Here is a 16,606-nt window from a genome sequence, read left to right as displayed (position 1 = left end):
TCGTGCTGTTGCGCTGGCTGATCCGCCACCTGTGTACAACGCCCGCCGAGCTACGTGTGGTGCTGCACGCCATCCGTGAATATCAGCTCCGCAGCGTCATTCCATTCGATCAGCGCGATCCGGGCTGGACGTTCGACCGGCGCATTACCCGCAGCGTCCGGCTGTCGCTGCTCGTCGGGCTGCTGGTGGTGCACGCGGAAAATCCGCAGGTTTTTGCCGCGGCCTGGATCGCACTGCCGCTCGCCCTGCTGTTGGGGTTGCTGCGCCTTTCCGGCGGTCTGCGGTAGCGGCGTCCCATTGTCAACTGGACCAGCTCATGAACGACGTCATCTCCGTGCTCAACGCCCTCTTCGCCGCGATGCAGGCGAAGGGCGCGAGCCTGCAGACGCTGTTCCTCTCCGACGGCATCGATCTGCTCTCCGCGCTGGGCCTTGTCATGGCGACATGGCACGTGTTCCTGTGGCTGCTCGAAGGGGACTTCCCCGGCTTCTTCGCGAACCTGTTCCGCCACCTGATCAAATGCGCCGTCATCCTCGTGATGCTCACGGCCTGGTCCGGCACGGTGCATAGCTACTTCGTCGACAACATGCAGACCATGGCCTCGCGCGTGTCCGGTGGCGAAGGGAACCCCGGTGACTTGCTGCGAGCGCTGGTCAACGCCGCCTCAACCATCATGCAGGGCGTGCGGACGGAAGCGGCCCAGGTCTGCGAGCAGGTGCCGGACGTGACGCCCGATGGCGTAGTGATCCCGAACACGGAGCATCAGGAATGCGGGACCGCGAGCGATGCCGGGGCGAATTCGGCAGGCCTGAGCTCGATCTGGACGCTCATCAAGAACCTGCCGCTGGTCCTGCTCGCGTTCCTTGCCAAAGCGCTCGCGATCATTGCGATCACGCTCATGACGATGATTTTCGTGGTGGTTGTGCAATTCGGCTCGTTTCTGCTCGACATCGCCTTCTGCCTCGGGCCCGTACTCATTCCCTGGTACGTCCTGCCCGCCGGCGAATTCCTCTTCGATGGCTGGCTGCGCTTCACGATTTCCGCAGGGCTCTTCAAGGTCGTCGCCTGGCTGATGATGGCGATTGTCTATAGCGGCTTGTTGCCGGGCATCGAGAGTCTCGTGCAACAGAGCGCGACGCAGAACGGCACGAATAGCGACGCGTACTACGCGACAAACTACCTCGCGATGCTGGCGCTCGCACTCGTCTGCGGTGTGGGGGCTTTCATGATGTGGCAGGTGCCCGAAATCGCTCGCGCGGTTGTATCAGGCAGTGGCGGAGGTGGGGCCGGCGGATTCGGCAAGGGATTAATCGGCCGAAATATCACCCCTAAATCGTTAAGGTGAAATTCAATGATGGCGATGCTTTGCGCTTTGTTGAGTCACGTAGTACGCGTTCCGCTCTTCGTCCAGTCGACGTTGACGGTCCGCGTCTGCGCGCAGCGACTCCTCTCTTTCCCTTGGAGTGGTGCTCATCCACGCCCAAAGAATGAACACGACCGCACCCGCAAGCATCATCGCCACGCCGAAATGCTGCGCGCCGACCTGGTACAGGACGAAGGTCGCGAACAGCAGGATCGGCAATACGAAGTACAGGAGGAGGATCTTGAGCTTTGCCATGGCTGCAACCTTGCAGCAGGTGAATTGGATCCCAGTGTAGCACCGGGCGCATATTGCTGCCGGAAGGGTTGAGTCATGCACAAACACCAGCCCTTCCGCGCCTCTTCCGGCACCCAGACACCCGCCGCCGACCTTCCGTCGCCACCGCATACCGGCGAAGCGGTTACGGCCTGGTTTGCCGCCTTCCAGCGCCCCCTCTGGGAAAAGCGGCTCGCAATCAAGGTGGCCGCCGTGTTCGCGCTGATCGCTGCCGGTGAATGCGCTGCACTGATCGTGCAAAGTGTACACAGCGGCCCGCGTCCGTATTTTGTCGAACACGACGAGAAGAGTGGCGCCGTATGGGTCTCGGACCGATACGCCGAAACCTACTCGGTCACCGCGGCGAACAAGCGCTATTTCCTCGTGAAATGGGCGTCGCGCGTCTTCACGATCGAAGCGGACAGCCAGGAGACGCTCACGCGCCAGATCCCGGCCGCATTCGGCTGGACGTCGGGCGCCGCCACGCAAGAACTGGAAACGTACATTACCGCGACCGATCCGGTCGCGCAGCGCGTCGCGCAGACGCCCGGCCTCACCCGCGAATTCATCGAGAACTCCACCTCGTTCTCACCCGATGGACAAGTCGCCTACCTGATCTTCACGTTGATCGAGAGCGTGAACGGCAAGCCGTCCCGCCCGAAACAGATGCTGCTCACGGTCAGTTTTCTGCTCGCACCCGAAACGCTGAAATCCGGCGAAGAGAAGGACAACCCGATCGGGCTTCGTATCACCCACTTCAGCCTTACACCCTATCTGGGTGTCAATCCCGGAGCCACGCAATGAAGCTTCTTCTTCCGACTGTGTGCGTCACGGTGCTCCTTGCGATGTGCGCAGCGACGGCCCGGGCCCAGGGCGCAGCACCATCGCCAGCGCCGTCCACGCCGCTGCCCGCAAGTATGGTGACGACAGTCCCGACGCAGCCCGCGGAGAATGCCGTTCGCACGCCGACGCCGCGGCCCCGCGCCCGACACGCGCCTGTGTCCCGTGCGCACGTCAACGGTCCATATCCGGCGCCCGACGATTCGTCGCTCGTCGTCTACGACTATGACCCGGACTACCTCTATCCCGTACTTGTGCGCACCAACGAGGAAACGCACCTGGTGTTCGGCCCCGACGAGGAAGTCACCGGTGTCTACCTGTCCGATACGGGCAAGCGCTGGCTCGACCATACGGCGCTTACCAAGCGCGACGTATTCGTCGAGGCACGCCTGCCCGGGCTCGACAATGCCGCAACGATTATCACGTCGCGCCGGCGCTACGAACTGGACCTGCGCTCATCGGACAATGGGACGGTCTATCACCGCGTCTCCTGGCACTACCTCGATACCGATGCGCAAATGACAGCGGGACAGGTCTCGCCCTTCGGCATCGAGTACCCGGGCAACGCTCCTGCGCAAAGCACGGGCGAACAGGCGAACGGAAGCGCGCAGGCGGGGTCGCCTGGCGATGTGCGCTCAGCCGGCCCGCGCATCGCACTCGACCAGGCGAATTTCGACTATCGCCTGGAGGGAGATGCACCGTTCACGCCAGTGACCGTTTTTGACGATGGAAGGTTCACATATCTGCAGTTTCCCCACCACGCCGAGCTGCCCGCGATCCTGGTGATGGACGATAAGGGCCATGCCGAGATCGCCAGCTTCGTGCCGCTCGGCAACGACCTGTTCGAGGTGCAGCAGATCGCCCCATACGGCCTGCTGCTCAAACGCGGCAAAGAGGAAGTGCGGGTCTTTAACGGTCGGGGCAAAGGCTGCGGACTGTTCGGCTGTGACTCGGCCCGCATGAAGAACATTTACGGGAAACCGTGAACATGGCCGCCCCCGAAAAAAGCGGCACCCCGCTCACGCCTGAGCCAGCCAGACTCACACGCATCCGCCGGAATCTCGCGAAAACGCTGCTCATCGCGCTGTGCTCCGCACTGCTCGCGATTGTCCTCGTGCACGCGCTGTCCCATCCGCACGAGACCGCGGCCGAGCGGCGCGAGCGCGAGCAGATTGAGGCGGACGCGCGGCAGCCGAAGGCCTCACCGGATGCGATCCGCAAGCGCCTCGAAGACCAGCGGAACCTGGCACTGGCACGCGCGGGCGATGCCGCGTCGGCAGGCAGCGCCCCGCTCGGCGGCACACCGCTCGATGGCATCCCCAAAGGCGTGCCCGGAGACGATGCCGGTCCGCTGCCCCGAAACTACCGGAGGTCTGGCCCAGGCACCCCCGATCACGACGCCAATCGACTCGCGCTGCAACGGCAGATCGACGCCATGCAGAGCCAGTCGCTCGTCGCTTACGAGGACACGGGTGGAGGCAACGGCAACCCGTCCGCGGGGAATGGGCTATCGCCCGACCGCATCGCGGGCAGCCTCGCGCACCTTTCCGGCTTGCAGGCAGCGCCAGGCAGCCCATCACCGGGTGGTTCCTCGGAGACGACCGCGTCAGATCTCACGCCCGTCAATGTGTCGCGCGACATCAACCGGCGCAACGCCGACTGGGTCAGACAACAGAGCGAAGCGACTGACGATGCGAAACCGCTGGTTCCAGTCCCCATCGATTCGCCGTACATGGTGATGGGCGGCACACCGATTCCCACGGTGATCCTTCAGGGCGCGAAAAGCGACATGCCAGGCAGCTTCCGTGCGATGGTCGATCGCGACCTCTACGACAGTATCGATGGCAACTGCAAGCTGATCCCGAAGGGCACGCGGCTTCTCGGTCGGACAAACAACGACGTGGCAATCGGCCAGGACCTGATGCTCATGGCTGCCACCCGGATGATTTTCCGGCACGCGACCATGCGTCTCGACGGGCTCACGGGCAACGACCCTGACGGCGAAGCGGGCGTCACCGCCGAGGTCAACAACCACTTCTTCAAAATTTTCGGGTCGACCTTCCTGATCGCCGGCGTCGCTGCCTGGATCGGCCACAACCAGAGTCAACAGAGCGGCACCACGATCAACATCAACGGAGGCGCGTCGACCGGTCTGTCGGAAGCGGCAGCACAGTCACTGTCGCAAACGACCCAGACCATTCTCCAGCGCAACATGAACATCCAGCCGACCCTGAAGCTGGAGCCCGGTCAACGCATCACGTTCATCACACAACGGGACATGATGCTGCCGCCCAACGTCACTGACGGGAGCTGCAACAGATGAAACACTCAATCACCGACGCTTTCTGCATCTGCATCTATTTCCTGCAGTAGAAGTAGCGTTAGGTGTACGGCTGGCAATCCGCTTCAAGCTTCTGGCAATGTCGCGACAGGAATTCAGTACGACGAGCGCCGAAAATCGCGCAATCTTATCGACTCGGTCATTCGAGACGATGTGGTGGCAGCACTCATCCTCCGGAATACCCGAGTCCTTGCGGTCCTTCTTCATTCGCATCCTCGTATTGGATTCGGCTTATCGCCGCAATCAGCCGAAGAGGCATGCACCTGTTGTCCAAAGGAGCCGCGCTTTCGCGACGCCGGGCGACTACGCGTGCTGATCGAAACACTCGATCAGCATGTCGGTCAGGACCCGGATTTTTGCCGAGGGATTCTGACCGGGCGGGCGCACAACGTATATACCCGCCGTTGGGGGCGGAAAACGACACATGACCGGCACGAGCGCGCCAGACGCAACATATTGCTCTGTCACGCCGTCAGGGAGCCATGCGAGGCCGAGCCCCGCTACCGCGGCGGCGGCGATAGCGATGGCGTTGTCAGCCTTGAAACGCCCCTGCGGATGAACGGTTATGGCCTTGTCGCCATCCATAAACCGCCAGCTTTCCGTTCCCTGCATCAGAGCCTGGTGACCGAGAAGTTCGTCCGGTGTTTCAGGCGCGCCGTGCGCTTCGACATAGCCAGGGCTTGCGACCAGCTTTCCGTAGATAGGTCCAACGCGCTTTGCGATGAGATTCGAATCCTGAAGGTAGCCGATCCGAATCGCGCAGTCATATCCCTCGCCAACCAGGTCGACAATGCGGTCGCTGTAGCAGGTATGGATGTGCAGCAGCGGGTGACGTCGCGCCATTTCTGCCAAAACCGGTGATAGATGAGTCGGGCCGAACGTGAGCGGCGCTGCGATTCGCAAGCGGCCGCGCAGGTCTCCGGCTGGTGAAATCGTCTCCCTGGCTGCGTCGATCTCGGCAACGACGCGGGCGGCGTAGTCGCGAAACGCGGTGCCCGCTTCAGTCAGAGCGGCACCACGGGTTGTCCTCGCCAGGAGCTGGGCGCCAAGCTCTGATTCAAGCCGCAATAGTCTCCGGCTAACGATGGATTTTGAGACCCCCAGACGGCGAGCAGCGGGCGAAACGCCGCCGGAGTCCGCGACCTCAACAAATGTCTGAAGCTCTTCGATGTCCAATTCGGCGTTCCTCTTTCCGCGACACAGAGTGGCAAAAATTGAGTCTACCGTCGCGGAACAGCGAATGACAACATTCGTTTGCCGGCCGCTTGTCGGCGCGTCTCCAAGGAAACCCCTCAACATTTCCCATAAACGCAGAGGATTTTTATGACATTTCGCAATGGCCTCAATTCACTCCTCCGCCCGGAAGATTCGGTCCTTGTCTTGATCGACCACCAGCCGTACCAACTCGCCAACCTGAACAGCCACGATCCTCAGGCCGTCGTCAACGCGTCGACTGCCTTGGCAAAGTCGGCCAGGCTCTTCGGCGTTCCGACCATCCTCACGAGCGTGGTTGCTGCTCGCGGCGGTCTGCTCTTCCCGCAGATCACCGACGTTTTCCCCGGCCAGGAAGTGATCGATCGCACCTTCATCAACACCTGGGAAGACAAGAAAGTCGTGGACGCCGTTAAAGCGACGGGCCGCAAGCAACTGATCATCGCTGGTTTGTGGACCGAAATTTGTGTGGCGATGCCTGTTATCCAGGCGCTCGGGGAAGGCTGGGACACTACGGTCATCACAGACGCATCGGGTGGTACATCCGTGGAGGCGCACCAGGTCGCTATCCAGCGCATGATCGCAGCGGGCGCGAACATGATGACCTGGCTGGCACTGGCAGCCGAGTGGCAACGCGACTGGGCTCGTACCGAAACTGCGGGCGCGATGACAGAAGTATTGGGCCAGCACGCTGCCGGTAGCGGCATTGCCTATTTCTGGGAGCAGCAGCTTCTCAACACGCCAGTTCCCGCCTGACTCTGATCTCCGAGGGAATGACACAGTGCGCGCTTGACTATCTATGCAGTCGGTCGGCCGTGGCGCGTCATTCCCTTCTTATCACGTTCGCTGCTCAGCGAACACACTACAACCGAAGCCATTTCTGGCTGACCGTGCCATACCTCGCTGAAGGAATGATGAACACGACGACTGAGAAAGAATCTCCTCATTGATATTGATCTGCGTCGCCTAAGCAGCGACGACTTGCGGGACCTGATTGCACTGCTCCATCGTTACGGAATTCCGCTTGCGCCGCTACGTGATTTAGCGGCGACAAAGCGATTTTTCCGGGCCTTAATGATCGAAAGCATATTTCTACAGAAGTATGTTTAGGAGCAGTGGTCGCAGCCCTCAACCTTGATAGTCGCCCCGCGCGCTTTTGAGAAGATCCGAAATAAGATCGTGGTGCCTGTCCAAGTCGGCCTTGGTGAGGCGAAGCTTGTAGCGCCCTTCTCTCGTGTTGTATTCGAGAACGTTGAGTCCGGCGTCTTCAAGTTTCGATTCGATCGCGCTGTCTTGCGGCAGCCGGATTTCTATGCGCAGCCAGTCTTTCTTGGGTTTAAAAATGACAAAGTTATCTGAGTTACCATTGCTATCTGCCAGGCCGATGTAAAACTTGTTGTATTTGAGGACAAGCTTTGGTTCGGAAGCATTGATCAGTTCGAGAACGTCGTCCGCCAGTCCCACTGTCGCTTTCGTGCCTCGCTTTTCCCAGTATGAACGGTCGGTGCTTTCGGCAACTTCTTCATCCTCCTCAACCAAACCCAGCGTACGTTCGTCCAGAACAGTCGTGAAGAGTAGAGAAATGGTTCCGTTCACTTGGTGCGCTCGGACTTGAATAGCGATTAGCGGAATGAATCCGTTAAATAGATTTACAACGTTCAGGAAACGGCTTGTTATGTCTTCGGCGACAATGACAGCCACGTGCTCGTACTGCGGATAGCGCTTTCGCTCGATATCCCAGTACTCGATGGTACGGATGATGTGCGACTCGTCTGTTTTCCCGAGTTGTATCTCGATTTCATAACGCCTATTCGCGTCTGCGTCTTGGCAAAGCATGTCCAAACGTCCGGCGCCGCTGTGGATCCTCTCTTTATCCTTCAAGACAAGGTCACCTAGGCCAAGAATTGAAGGATCCTCCGCGATGCGGTCTTGCAGCCACCGCTCGTTGAAAACGGGATGCTTCTTCATTTGTATGAAAGAGGCTTTAACGTAGTTCAGGTTAGCTAGTTCGGTCATTCTCGGCTCGGCGGTAGTGATCTACTTTACTGCAGTCCAACGTAGGATAGCGGCAGACGAGCGAAAACCTTGAGCTTTTTCATTCGACAGGTGGCGGACAGAAGTGTATCAACCCGGGTAGCGCTGGAGCCGGTCGGCATCCCGTCTATATGAACGCCGCGCCCGAGGCGATTTATCGGGCGCCGGCGTAGGGCGCGCTTCGGCCGAGATGGAATGGACACCGCCCTCCCTTCGGGGAGGGGGCATGATTGAGGGCCTCCAGAACCGAACGGCATCAATGTGCCAAAGTGGAGTTGCGACACAACCACTTGAGGAACGGAGGAATGGAATGAGCGCCTCCCACCCGTGAGAGGTAGGAGTTGAAGGCAGAAAGGTGGGCCCTCACGGGGCGACGGCATCAAAGTGCCCAAAACGGAAGATCATAGAGATTTTCCAGAGCCAAGCCGGAGGACCCTCATGAAGCTTACGCCCGTTGGGATCGACATTGCAAAGAACGTCATGCAGATGCACTACGTGGATGAAGGGACCGGGGAGGTTGTGAACAAGCCGATCAAACGTGCGCAGTTCCTCGAGTATTTCGCGAATCGCGCGCCGTGCCTGATCGGGATGGAGGCTTGTGGCGGTGCGCATCACTGGGCACGGCAACTCACGAAGATGGGCCATCAGGTGAAGCTGATGCCGGCGGAGTTCGTGAAAGCGTTCAACATCCGCAATAAGAACGATGCGGCGGACGCGCGGGCGATCTGGCTAGCGGTGCAGCAACCGAGCAAGCCTGTCGCGGTAAAGACAGAGATGCAGCAGGCGATGCTGGCGCTGCACCGGATGCGCGAACGAATGGTGGCGTTCCGCACAATGCAAATCAACGGCCTGCGCGGAATGCTGACCGAATACGGTGAAGTGATGGGCAAGGGCCGGCCCGCGATAACGAAGGCGATTCCGGAAGTACTTGCACGGGTCGCGGATCGGTTGCCCGCGGTGCTCATCGATACCTTACGCGAGCAGTGGAACCGGGTCGCGGAGTTGGACGAACAGATTGCCCGTATCGAGCGGCGGATGCGGGAATGGAAGAAGGACGATCGCGCGGTGAAGGCGATCAGCGAGATTCCGGGCGTGGGATTGCTGACAGCGACGGCGGCAGTCGCGATGATGGGCGACGTGAAGGCATTTAGATCCGGTCGCGAGTTCGCTGCGTGGGTCGGCTTGGTACCGAAGCAAACCGGGTCGGGCGGCAAGGTAAACCTGCACGGGATCAGTAAGCTCGGGGATACATATCTGCGCACGCTGCTGATTCACGGTGCGCGCAGCGTGTTGACGAATGCAAAGGAGCCCGGCCCGTGGATCGAGCAAATGAAGAAGCGGCGACCGTTGAACGTGGTGATCGTCGCGTTGGCCAACAAGATGGCACGAACGATCTGGGCAGTGCTGGCTCACGATCGACCGTACCAGAAAGGATACGTGAGCGCGAAACCGGCATGACCGGTTAGCACGGCACAGAAGGTGACATTTAACACAGGGTGAACGCTGAAGGTTGCGCAGGCAACGTATGTGATGACAAGACAGGTCGGACCGGGACTTGCTAAACCTGGATTTGGGGCAGAGCCTCGAGCTCGCCGGAGGAATGAGGTGCGAGTCAGCGGATTTCATAGGGGGCCGCAGCGGCAACATCGGCTGCAATAAGCCCGGATATAGAGCTGCAACCCATCCTGTCAACGTTGGAACATGCGAATCTTGTGCAAACGGGAGGCGCTCATATAGCCCCCAAATGAATGCTACGACATACGGACTGGATGTTGCAAAGCGGGTGTTCCAGTTGTACTGGGTCGACACCCAAACCGGCGAGATTGCGAACCGGCGGTTTGGCCGTGACGATCTGATCGCGTTTCTGGCTCAGCGTCCTGCCGGGCGTGTCGCTCTTGAAGCGTGCGGGAGCGCTCACTGGTGGGCACGTAAAATTCAGGCACTGGGACACGAGGTCGTGTTGTTGCATGCGCAGTTTATCCGGCCCTTTGTGCAAACGAACAAGACCGACGCGGCAGATGCGAAGGCGATATGGACCGCGGTTCAACAACCTGGAATGCGCACCGTCGCAGCGAAGACAGAAGATCAGCAAGCGATGCTGAGCTTGCACCGAATGCGTTCGCAGCTCATCAAGTTTCGAACAATGCAGGTCAACCAGCTCCGTGGGTTTCTCTACGAATTCGGCGTGACGTTTCGCACAGGACGTGCGGCAGGGCTTGCCGAGGTAAGGCAGCGCATGGCAGAACTGGAAGATACACTTCCCGCATCGATCATGCTTAATCTGCAAGACCAGTTACGACGCATCAACGCGTTCGAGGATGATATCGATCAACTCGAGGAGCGCATTGGTGCCTGGCAGAAACAGGAAGTGGCATGTCGCGCGATCTCCGACGTGCCCGGCATCGGCAGGCTAACCGCAACGGCCCTGGTAGCAACAATCGGAGACGCGAGGACCTTCAGATCAGGGCGTGAGTTCGCTGCGTTCCTCGGTCTTGTTCCGCGGCAAAGCGGTACGGGCGGGAAGATTCGATTGTGCTCCATCTCGAAGCGAGGCGATCCGTACCTGCGCACGCTGCTGATCCATGGAGCGCGCTCCGTCCTGTGCCACACGAAGGTACCAACAGCGTGGCAGAAAGGAATTCAGGAGCGACGACCCGCCAACGTGGTAGCCGTCGCTCTGGCGAACAAGATGGCACGAACTGCCTGGGCCATACTGGCCCACAAGAGCAGTTACGAAGCGAATCACGTCAGCATAAGACCAGCTTGACTGTAAGAGGCTCTGAGACCTCGATGAACCGGTAGGTTGCTATGGTTGATTACTTGTGATGGCAAAACAGGTCGGACCGCAGGAACGCAAACCTGAACACACCCTTGTGCCTGAAGCACGCGGCCGAGATAAGGACGTTCCTGGCGCATTCCATCAGGGCTCGCGGCTTCGGCTCGCGTAAAGCCGGATATAAGACCGCAGCCGATACCTTGTTGCGGCATCACATCAAGATCAACTTGGCAAACCGGGCGGTGTCCATATAAGGTTGTGTGAAAACGCATGCTGAACGCGGCGTTCTAAAAAACCGACCCTTCAGATCGCGCCGTATCGGCTTGGCAGCAACTTGGGAAGGGTAAAGCGACACTCGAAAACCGAGTACTTTTGCGTTTTCACACAGCCTCGGCCAGAAGTGGCCACTCGGGAATGCGAAGTCGAGTGACCGCCGTCCGACAGCGGTCCGCTTCGGGTCAGAGCGCCCCTTAGAGGCAAGATCAATAGTTGCACGGAACAAAAGCAACGTACCGCGCGTACGCTAGTCAGACTTTTGGAGACGCCGATCTGTTTGCATTTTTCCGGTAGCTGTTTCTAGTCCATGCCGGGAAGTCATCGTATAGCCATCCGTCACAGCTCCGAACGCGAATTAATTTGACCGGACGGACGCCTTCGGACTGGCTGGCGAAGGAATGATTGCTCTCGTGCTGCTCGAATGGCGCTGTCAAAGTCATCCTCCGTTGAAAGATGCCTATGATCGACACTTACGAGCCAGCCCCGTGCAGACTTGCACCATCTGATACGACCGTCATCGTACAAAGCCGAAAACCAACGCCATAGGTCAGCGTCATCGGCGTTGGCTCTGTCGCGGCAATCAGTCGCTCGTTCTCCATGCATGTCGTACTCATGCACTAATCCCGCGAGAGTCGGGAATTCGCAGCATCGACAGATCCCAGCAATCGTGTCGCAATGATCTGCTCGGCCTCGTGCATAACGCGATCGATCAACTCCGCGACGGTCGGGACGTCGTGGATGAGTCCTGCCACCATTCCGCAAGACCATGCTCCAGCATCCAGATCGCCCTCCTTCATGACGCGCGGATACACGCCCCCCACTTCCTGCACGATGTCAGCGAAAGTGATTTCCGCACCGAGCTTTTGCTCTTTCGCAAGCAGGCGTTCAACACCCCGGTTATTCAGAACCCGCTCAGTATTACGCAGCGGACGCATTACGAGACGGGTGTCAAGTTCGGTTGCAGCAACGATTGCGTCCTTCACATTCTGATGAACAGGTGCCTCGCGGGTCGCAACGAAACGCGTGCCCATGTTGATCCCCGCAGCCCCCATCGCAAGAGCCGCAACCAGCGAACGGCCGTCTGCCATACCGCCTGACGCGACGAATGGAATCTCCAGTTCGTCGGCCGCGCGTGGCAGGAGTATGAAATTCGGAACATCGTCCTCGCCCGGATGGCCGCCGCATTCAAACCCGTCGACGCTTACCGCGTCGCAGCCGATGGCTTGCGCTTTAAGCGCATGGCGCACAGAGGTGCATTTGTGGATCACCTTGATGCCCGCCTCGTGCAAGGCTGGCAGCCACTGCTGCGGGTTGTTCCCCGCAGTTTCGACAATCTTGACGCCGCCTTCGATGATGGCCTTTACGTACCCCGGATAGTCAGGCGGATTGCGCGCGGGCAGAAACGTCAGATTGACACCGAACGGCTTTGCGGTTGCCTCCCGGCACTGGCGAATCTCGCTCGCCAGCGCCTCAGGTGTCGGCTGGGTGAGTGCCGTGATAATGCCGAGACCGCCTGCGTTGGAAACTGCCGCCGACAGGCTGGCGAAGCCGACATAGTGCATGCCGCCTTGGATGATCGGGTGCTGGATGCCGAAAAGATCTGTGATCTGCGTTTTCATTGCAGATGCTCCTTTCGTTCGAAGATTGGCACGCGGATCAGAACTGCTCAGCCGGGAGTGTCATCAGGCATTCGGACCCCGTCCTGACGCGCTGGCCCAGGGCAAAGACCACTGGCAACTCGCGTTCAAACCAGTACCGGGCAAGCGCGAGCTTGCGTTCGAAGAACGCCCTGTTTTCCGCCTGAGGCAGCAGCGTCTTTGCAACGTAAGCAATGCGCAGCCACATCCATGCACATGCGAGAATGCCCAGCATCGTCAGAAAGTCGTGGGACGATCCGCCGACGTCGTAAGCATCGCGCGAGGACTCACGGAACCAGCTCGCACAATCCCGCGCCTCCAAAGCCGCAGCGTTGAGTGCATCAGCATACGGACGCAGTTCTTTCTGATCTTGCACTTCGCGTGTAGTGGCATCCAGCATCGCCAGAAATTCAGCGAACGGCCGCCCTTCGTACGACGACAGTTTCCGCAGCACAAGGTCCAGCGCCTGCACGCCGTTGGCGCCTTCATAGAGTTGGAAAATGCGGGCATCTCGAACGAGTTGTTCAACGCCATTCTCGCGGATATAACCGTGGCCACCCATCAGTTGCATCGCATCATTCGCCGACTCAAACGAGCGGTCGCTGAAGAATGCCTTCACGACCGGCGTGAGCAGACTTGCGAATGCGGCTTGCTGCGGCCGTCGCGCTTCATCGGGTTCGTCGAGTAGTGCACGCACGTACAGTCCCAGTGCGCGCGCGCCTTCGATAAACGAGGCCTGTTTCAGGAGAAGGCGACGCACATCGGGGTGAACCACGATCGGGTCCGCCGCGCCGCCGGTGCGATCGGCGGCCTTTGCAGCGCGTCCGGCAAGCCGTTCGCGCGCGTATTGCGCTGCATGGCCATATGCACGATTGGCAGATGAGAGCGCCTGTAAACCCGTACCCAGGCGCGCCGAATTCATCATGTCGAACATGCCGCTCATACCCGCCGACGACTTACGTGCAGCACCGGTTGCCTCCCTCGACTCCTGAAGCGGGTATGCGCGCGCGTTCTCGAAGGCGAGCGTGCATGTAGCACTGCCTTTGAGCCCCATCTTGCGTTCGATGCCAGTGACGGTGACGCCGTTGGCTCCGCGTAGTGCCCCGGTGACCGTATCCAGCGACAGTTTGGATACAAGGAACAGCTTGACAGTAGACAGGTCCTCGACAATACGACCATTCTCATCCGGCACCTTCGCAAGCACGAGGTGGATGACGTTTTCGCTCAGGTCCTGATCGCCACCCGAAATAAAGATCTTCGTACCGCTCAGACACCACGTGCCGTCGGCCTGCGGGACGGCACGCGTTTTCATGAGACGCAGATCGGTGCCGCAGTGCGGCTCGGTAAGACACATCGTGCCCGCCCATTCGCCTTTCACCATGCGCGGGACGATATGCTGCAGCATCCAGTCATCACCAGTGCGTCGAATGGTGGCGTGTGCACCGCTGGTTAGCCCTGTGTAAAGGCCGAGCGAGTTACACGCAGACGCCGAAAACTCTCGTACTGCCTGACCAATCGAGTCGGGCAATCCGGCGCCGCCATAAGCCTCCGGCGCAGATACGCTGTTCCAGCCCGCCTCGCATTGCGCGGCGTGACCGGCTTTATAACCCGGGGGGGTTTTGACCGCTCCGTTTTCGAGCCGACAGCCAGCCTCGTCGCCCGGTCCATCCAACGGCGCCCAGACTTCCTCGAAGAAGCGCGCCGCCTGTTCCAGCACCTGGCGGGTATCATCGCGCGACAGATCGCCGATTGCATGAGGCGCAAGCGGGCCGATCACGTCGTGCAGCAGGAAAAGATAGTCCTCAACAGGCGCGTTATAAACAATGGACACGGCAATATTCTCCTGATCAATACGAAGCGGCATCGGCCGCCTTCACGAGCGTTCGCGATTCAAATAGCGTTGATTGACAACCTTCACTCCATCATTCATTAGCATGCCGGATTGAATGTGGGATCGTAAAACTACGTAATGCTTCGGCGAGCTTTTCCTTATCGTAGGTGCTATCTTGCAAAACGATTTCGACGAAGAATCCGTTACTTGCCCGGTCTGTTGCTCGCAACGCCGCGAGCTCGCCCGCGCCGGCTTTGTCGAGCGCTGCACGAAACATGCGCTCGATCGCATCAAGCCGCAGCACGTTCTTCTGAATCTTGCCCACCTGCGTCTTGGGCATCTCGGGCAGCACGTAGCAGTGCTTCGGTACGGCTGCGCGCTCCGGTACATGCTCCGCGGCAAAGCGCAGAACAGCGTCCGCGGTAGCGTTTTCACCCGGCTTGACCACCACATAAGCCACCGGCACCTCACCCGCGTGCGCGTCCGGGGCGCCAACCACTGCGGCGTCCTGGATCGCCGGATGCGCGAACAGAGCTTCTTCGACCATTTTGGGATCAATGTTATGGCCGCCACGAATGATTAGATCCTTGGAGCGGCCCGTGATCCATAGCCAGCGCTGTTCGTCGAGATAACCAAGATCGCCGGTATCGAGCCAGTCGCCATCGAGCCAGCGCACGCTCTGCGCGTCGTCGAGATACCCTGGAAACACCGACGGGCCACGCACGATCACCAGCCCCGACTCACCCGGCGCGCAGTCCGATGCGTGCCCCGTGGAATCGATCCGTACCACGCGCACCTGCTGATAAGGCAGGCGTACGCCGGAACTTCCAACCTTGACGTCATCAACGGGCGGCGTGATGCAGGTGACGGCGGTCGTTTCCGTCATGCCCCAGCTTTCCCGTATGCGCAAGCCGGTCATCCGATGAAATGCCTGGGCAACAATCGTCGATAACGGCGCCGTCGACGACGCCACATAGCTGAGCGTCGAGATGTCCGCTCCACCTAGGGGAATCGACAGCACCTGGTTGACCAGCGTCGGCACGAGGGTCAGCATGTTGGCGCCGAACGCTTCGACAATCCGCCATATGTTGGGAAGTACGGTACGGTTGCGGAAGCCCGCCGAGGTCATCAGGACCATCGTCGAACCCTTGGCCAGCGGTCCGTAACAGCCCACCACAGCTCCTGCGACGTGGAAGATGGGCACGCCGACCAGACGGACTTCGTCATCATCAAATCCCGAAAGATGCATCGATGCCCAGATCCAGAAAACCTGGTTGCGATGGAGATGACGCGCAAGTTTCGGCGCGCCGGTAGTCCCGCCGGTATGGAAGAGTGACGCGGTGTCGTCGGGTGCAAATACGCGCCCCGAGACGAGGTGGTCTTCCGGGAAGCGTTCGAGCACGGTATCGAAATCGATAATGGGGACGTCCGCCACAGCTTCGACACCTCCTGCCCTGCCGCCAACGCGGACCAATGCGGTGATCGACAGTACGCCTCGCGCGACCACCTCCGCCTTGGCCCAGATATCCGGATGGTCGTCGCCGGCAAACGCAACAAGGACCTTCGTACCCGCCGCGCGAAACATCTGGGTCAGGATTTCCGGCTCCAACATCCAGTTCGCCGGGTTCACAATCCCTGCTGCCTGCGCGCCCCACAGCACGTATTGCGATTCGGGAATCGCAGGAAGCAGAACCGAAACCACATCGTCCTTGCCGATGCCGAGCTCGGTCAACAGATTCGCGGTCTGATGAACACCTGCGCGCACCTGTGCGAACGTGATCTGCCGCGCGGTCTCTAGCGGGCGGGCGCCGTCGGTAAAGAAATGGATCGCGACCTTGTCCGGATCGATGCTGCAACCATCCATCAGCATCTGGTAGGTCGACACCGGCAGATTGCGCGATTCCAGTGGCACCTGTTCGAAGCGCGCTACATCAGCTTCGCTGAGCAGCAGTTCCGGTGAGTAGTAGTCCGGCAAACGGGATGTTGCGCAAGCCATTCTGGTCGTCTCCTGTTCCAGCTTCTT

General features: G+C 59.8%; 14 protein-coding genes. 8 read left to right on the top strand and 6 right to left on the bottom strand.

The genetic code is table 11. The annotated features are described in order from the left end of the window. Positions 1-2 precede the first annotated feature (2 nt). Both B0G71_RS06100 and B0G71_RS06095 read left to right on the top strand, forming a co-directional pair. The gene (locus B0G71_RS06100; RefSeq protein WP_116140430.1) at positions 3-287 is read left to right on the top strand and encodes a hypothetical protein; all 285 of its coding nucleotides are present in this window, start codon (positions 3-5) and stop codon (positions 285-287) included. Positions 288-316: 29 nt separating this feature from the next. Further along, positions 317-1,345 carry a type IV secretion system protein gene (locus B0G71_RS06095; protein ID WP_116140429.1) on the top strand — a complete coding sequence of 343 codons (1,029 nt, stop codon included), beginning with the start codon at positions 317-319 and terminating at the stop codon, positions 1,343-1,345. Positions 1,346-1,348: 3 nt separating this feature from the next. Here B0G71_RS06095 and B0G71_RS06090 read toward each other — a convergent pair whose 3' ends face one another. Beyond that, on the bottom strand, positions 1,349-1,618 hold the full coding sequence (locus tag B0G71_RS06090; protein WP_116140427.1) for a hypothetical protein: 270 nt from the start codon (positions 1,616-1,618) through the stop codon (positions 1,349-1,351). Positions 1,619-1,693: 75 nt separating this feature from the next. On the opposite strand from B0G71_RS06090, the gene B0G71_RS06085 reads away from it, so the two are divergent. The 3 genes from B0G71_RS06085 to B0G71_RS06075 are packed head-to-tail and all read left to right on the top strand — an operon-like array spanning position 1,694 to position 4,799. After that, the gene (locus tag B0G71_RS06085) at positions 1,694-2,440 is read left to right on the top strand and encodes a VirB8/TrbF family protein (RefSeq protein WP_116140425.1); all 747 of its coding nucleotides are present in this window, start codon (positions 1,694-1,696) and stop codon (positions 2,438-2,440) included. Further along, a complete protein-coding gene (locus B0G71_RS06080) occupies positions 2,437-3,462 on the top strand; it encodes a TrbG/VirB9 family P-type conjugative transfer protein (protein WP_116140423.1) in 1,026 nt (341 codons plus the stop codon). The genes B0G71_RS06085 and B0G71_RS06080 overlap by 4 nt, the downstream gene beginning before the upstream one ends. Positions 3,463-3,464: 2 nt before the next feature. After that, positions 3,465-4,799 (top strand): TrbI/VirB10 family protein, encoded by a 1,335-nt coding sequence (locus B0G71_RS06075; RefSeq protein WP_116140421.1) that lies wholly within the window; start codon positions 3,465-3,467, stop codon positions 4,797-4,799. Positions 4,800-5,120: 321 nt separating this feature from the next. Here the strand turns inward: B0G71_RS06075 and B0G71_RS06070 are convergent, their stop codons facing one another. Beyond that, the gene (locus tag B0G71_RS06070) at positions 5,121-5,993 is read right to left on the bottom strand and encodes a LysR family transcriptional regulator (protein ID WP_116148362.1); all 873 of its coding nucleotides are present in this window, start codon (positions 5,991-5,993) and stop codon (positions 5,121-5,123) included. A gap of 147 nt (positions 5,994-6,140) precedes the next feature. Between B0G71_RS06070 and B0G71_RS06065 the strand changes: the two genes are divergently transcribed. Further along, positions 6,141-6,785, top strand: a complete 645-nt coding sequence (locus B0G71_RS06065) for a hydrolase (RefSeq protein ID WP_106282936.1) — start codon at positions 6,141-6,143, stop codon at positions 6,783-6,785. 372 nt (positions 6,786-7,157) lie between these two features. Here B0G71_RS06065 and B0G71_RS06060 read toward each other — a convergent pair whose 3' ends face one another. After that, positions 7,158-8,045 carry a hypothetical protein gene (locus tag B0G71_RS06060; RefSeq protein ID WP_220377317.1) on the bottom strand — a complete coding sequence of 296 codons (888 nt, stop codon included), beginning with the start codon at positions 8,043-8,045 and terminating at the stop codon, positions 7,158-7,160. A gap of 456 nt (positions 8,046-8,501) precedes the next feature. Here B0G71_RS06060 and B0G71_RS06055 point away from each other — a divergent pair, with 456 nt between their 5' ends. Next, a complete protein-coding gene (locus B0G71_RS06055; protein ID WP_116140419.1) occupies positions 8,502-9,521 on the top strand; it encodes an IS110 family transposase in 1,020 nt (339 codons plus the stop codon). Between the two features lie 286 nt (positions 9,522-9,807). Further along, entirely contained in the window at positions 9,808-10,830 is a 1,023-nt protein-coding gene (locus B0G71_RS06050; protein ID WP_116140417.1) for an IS110 family transposase, read from the top strand. A 902-nt stretch (positions 10,831-11,732) separates the two neighbouring features. On the opposite strand, the gene B0G71_RS06040 is transcribed toward B0G71_RS06050, so the two are convergent. The 3 genes from B0G71_RS06040 to B0G71_RS06030 form a co-directional block, all read right to left on the bottom strand. Continuing rightward, a complete protein-coding gene (locus tag B0G71_RS06040; RefSeq protein ID WP_116140413.1) occupies positions 11,733-12,734 on the bottom strand; it encodes a nitronate monooxygenase family protein in 1,002 nt (333 codons plus the stop codon). A gap of 37 nt (positions 12,735-12,771) precedes the next feature. Then, a complete protein-coding gene (locus B0G71_RS06035; RefSeq protein ID WP_220377316.1) occupies positions 12,772-14,583 on the bottom strand; it encodes an acyl-CoA dehydrogenase C-terminal domain-containing protein in 1,812 nt (603 codons plus the stop codon). 91 nt (positions 14,584-14,674) lie between these two features. Then, positions 14,675-16,579, bottom strand: a complete 1,905-nt coding sequence (locus B0G71_RS06030) for an acyl-CoA synthetase (protein WP_116140409.1) — start codon at positions 16,577-16,579, stop codon at positions 14,675-14,677. Positions 16,580-16,606: the final 27 nt, after the last annotated feature.

The sequence above is a fragment of the Paraburkholderia sp. BL27I4N3 genome (genome assembly GCF_003386115.1).
Classification (GTDB): Bacteria; Pseudomonadota; Gammaproteobacteria; order Burkholderiales; family Burkholderiaceae; genus Paraburkholderia.
This window is presented reverse-complemented; position numbering and strand designations above follow the sequence as displayed.

Excerpts from the sequence above, each read along its gene's own strand:
- B0G71_RS06095 (WP_116140429.1), top strand. The coding sequence starts at position 317 with ATGAACGACGTCATCTCCGTGCTCAACGCCCTCTTCGCCGCGATGCAG.
- B0G71_RS06090 (WP_116140427.1), bottom strand. The coding sequence starts at position 1,618 with ATGGCAAAGCTCAAGATCCTCCTCCTGTACTTCGTATTGCCGATCCTG.
- B0G71_RS06085 (WP_116140425.1), top strand. The coding sequence starts at position 1,694 with ATGCACAAACACCAGCCCTTCCGCGCCTCTTCCGGCACCCAGACACCC.
- B0G71_RS06080 (WP_116140423.1), top strand. The coding sequence starts at position 2,437 with ATGAAGCTTCTTCTTCCGACTGTGTGCGTCACGGTGCTCCTTGCGATG.
- B0G71_RS06075 (WP_116140421.1), top strand. The coding sequence starts at position 3,465 with ATGGCCGCCCCCGAAAAAAGCGGCACCCCGCTCACGCCTGAGCCAGCC.
- B0G71_RS06065 (WP_106282936.1), top strand. The coding sequence starts at position 6,141 with ATGACATTTCGCAATGGCCTCAATTCACTCCTCCGCCCGGAAGATTCG.
- B0G71_RS06060 (WP_220377317.1), bottom strand. The coding sequence starts at position 8,045 with ATGACCGAACTAGCTAACCTGAACTACGTTAAAGCCTCTTTCATACAA.
- B0G71_RS06055 (WP_116140419.1), top strand. The coding sequence starts at position 8,502 with ATGAAGCTTACGCCCGTTGGGATCGACATTGCAAAGAACGTCATGCAG.
- B0G71_RS06050 (WP_116140417.1), top strand. The coding sequence starts at position 9,808 with ATGAATGCTACGACATACGGACTGGATGTTGCAAAGCGGGTGTTCCAG.
- B0G71_RS06040 (WP_116140413.1), bottom strand. The coding sequence starts at position 12,734 with ATGAAAACGCAGATCACAGATCTTTTCGGCATCCAGCACCCGATCATC.
- B0G71_RS06030 (WP_116140409.1), bottom strand. The coding sequence starts at position 16,579 with ATGGCTTGCGCAACATCCCGTTTGCCGGACTACTACTCACCGGAACTG.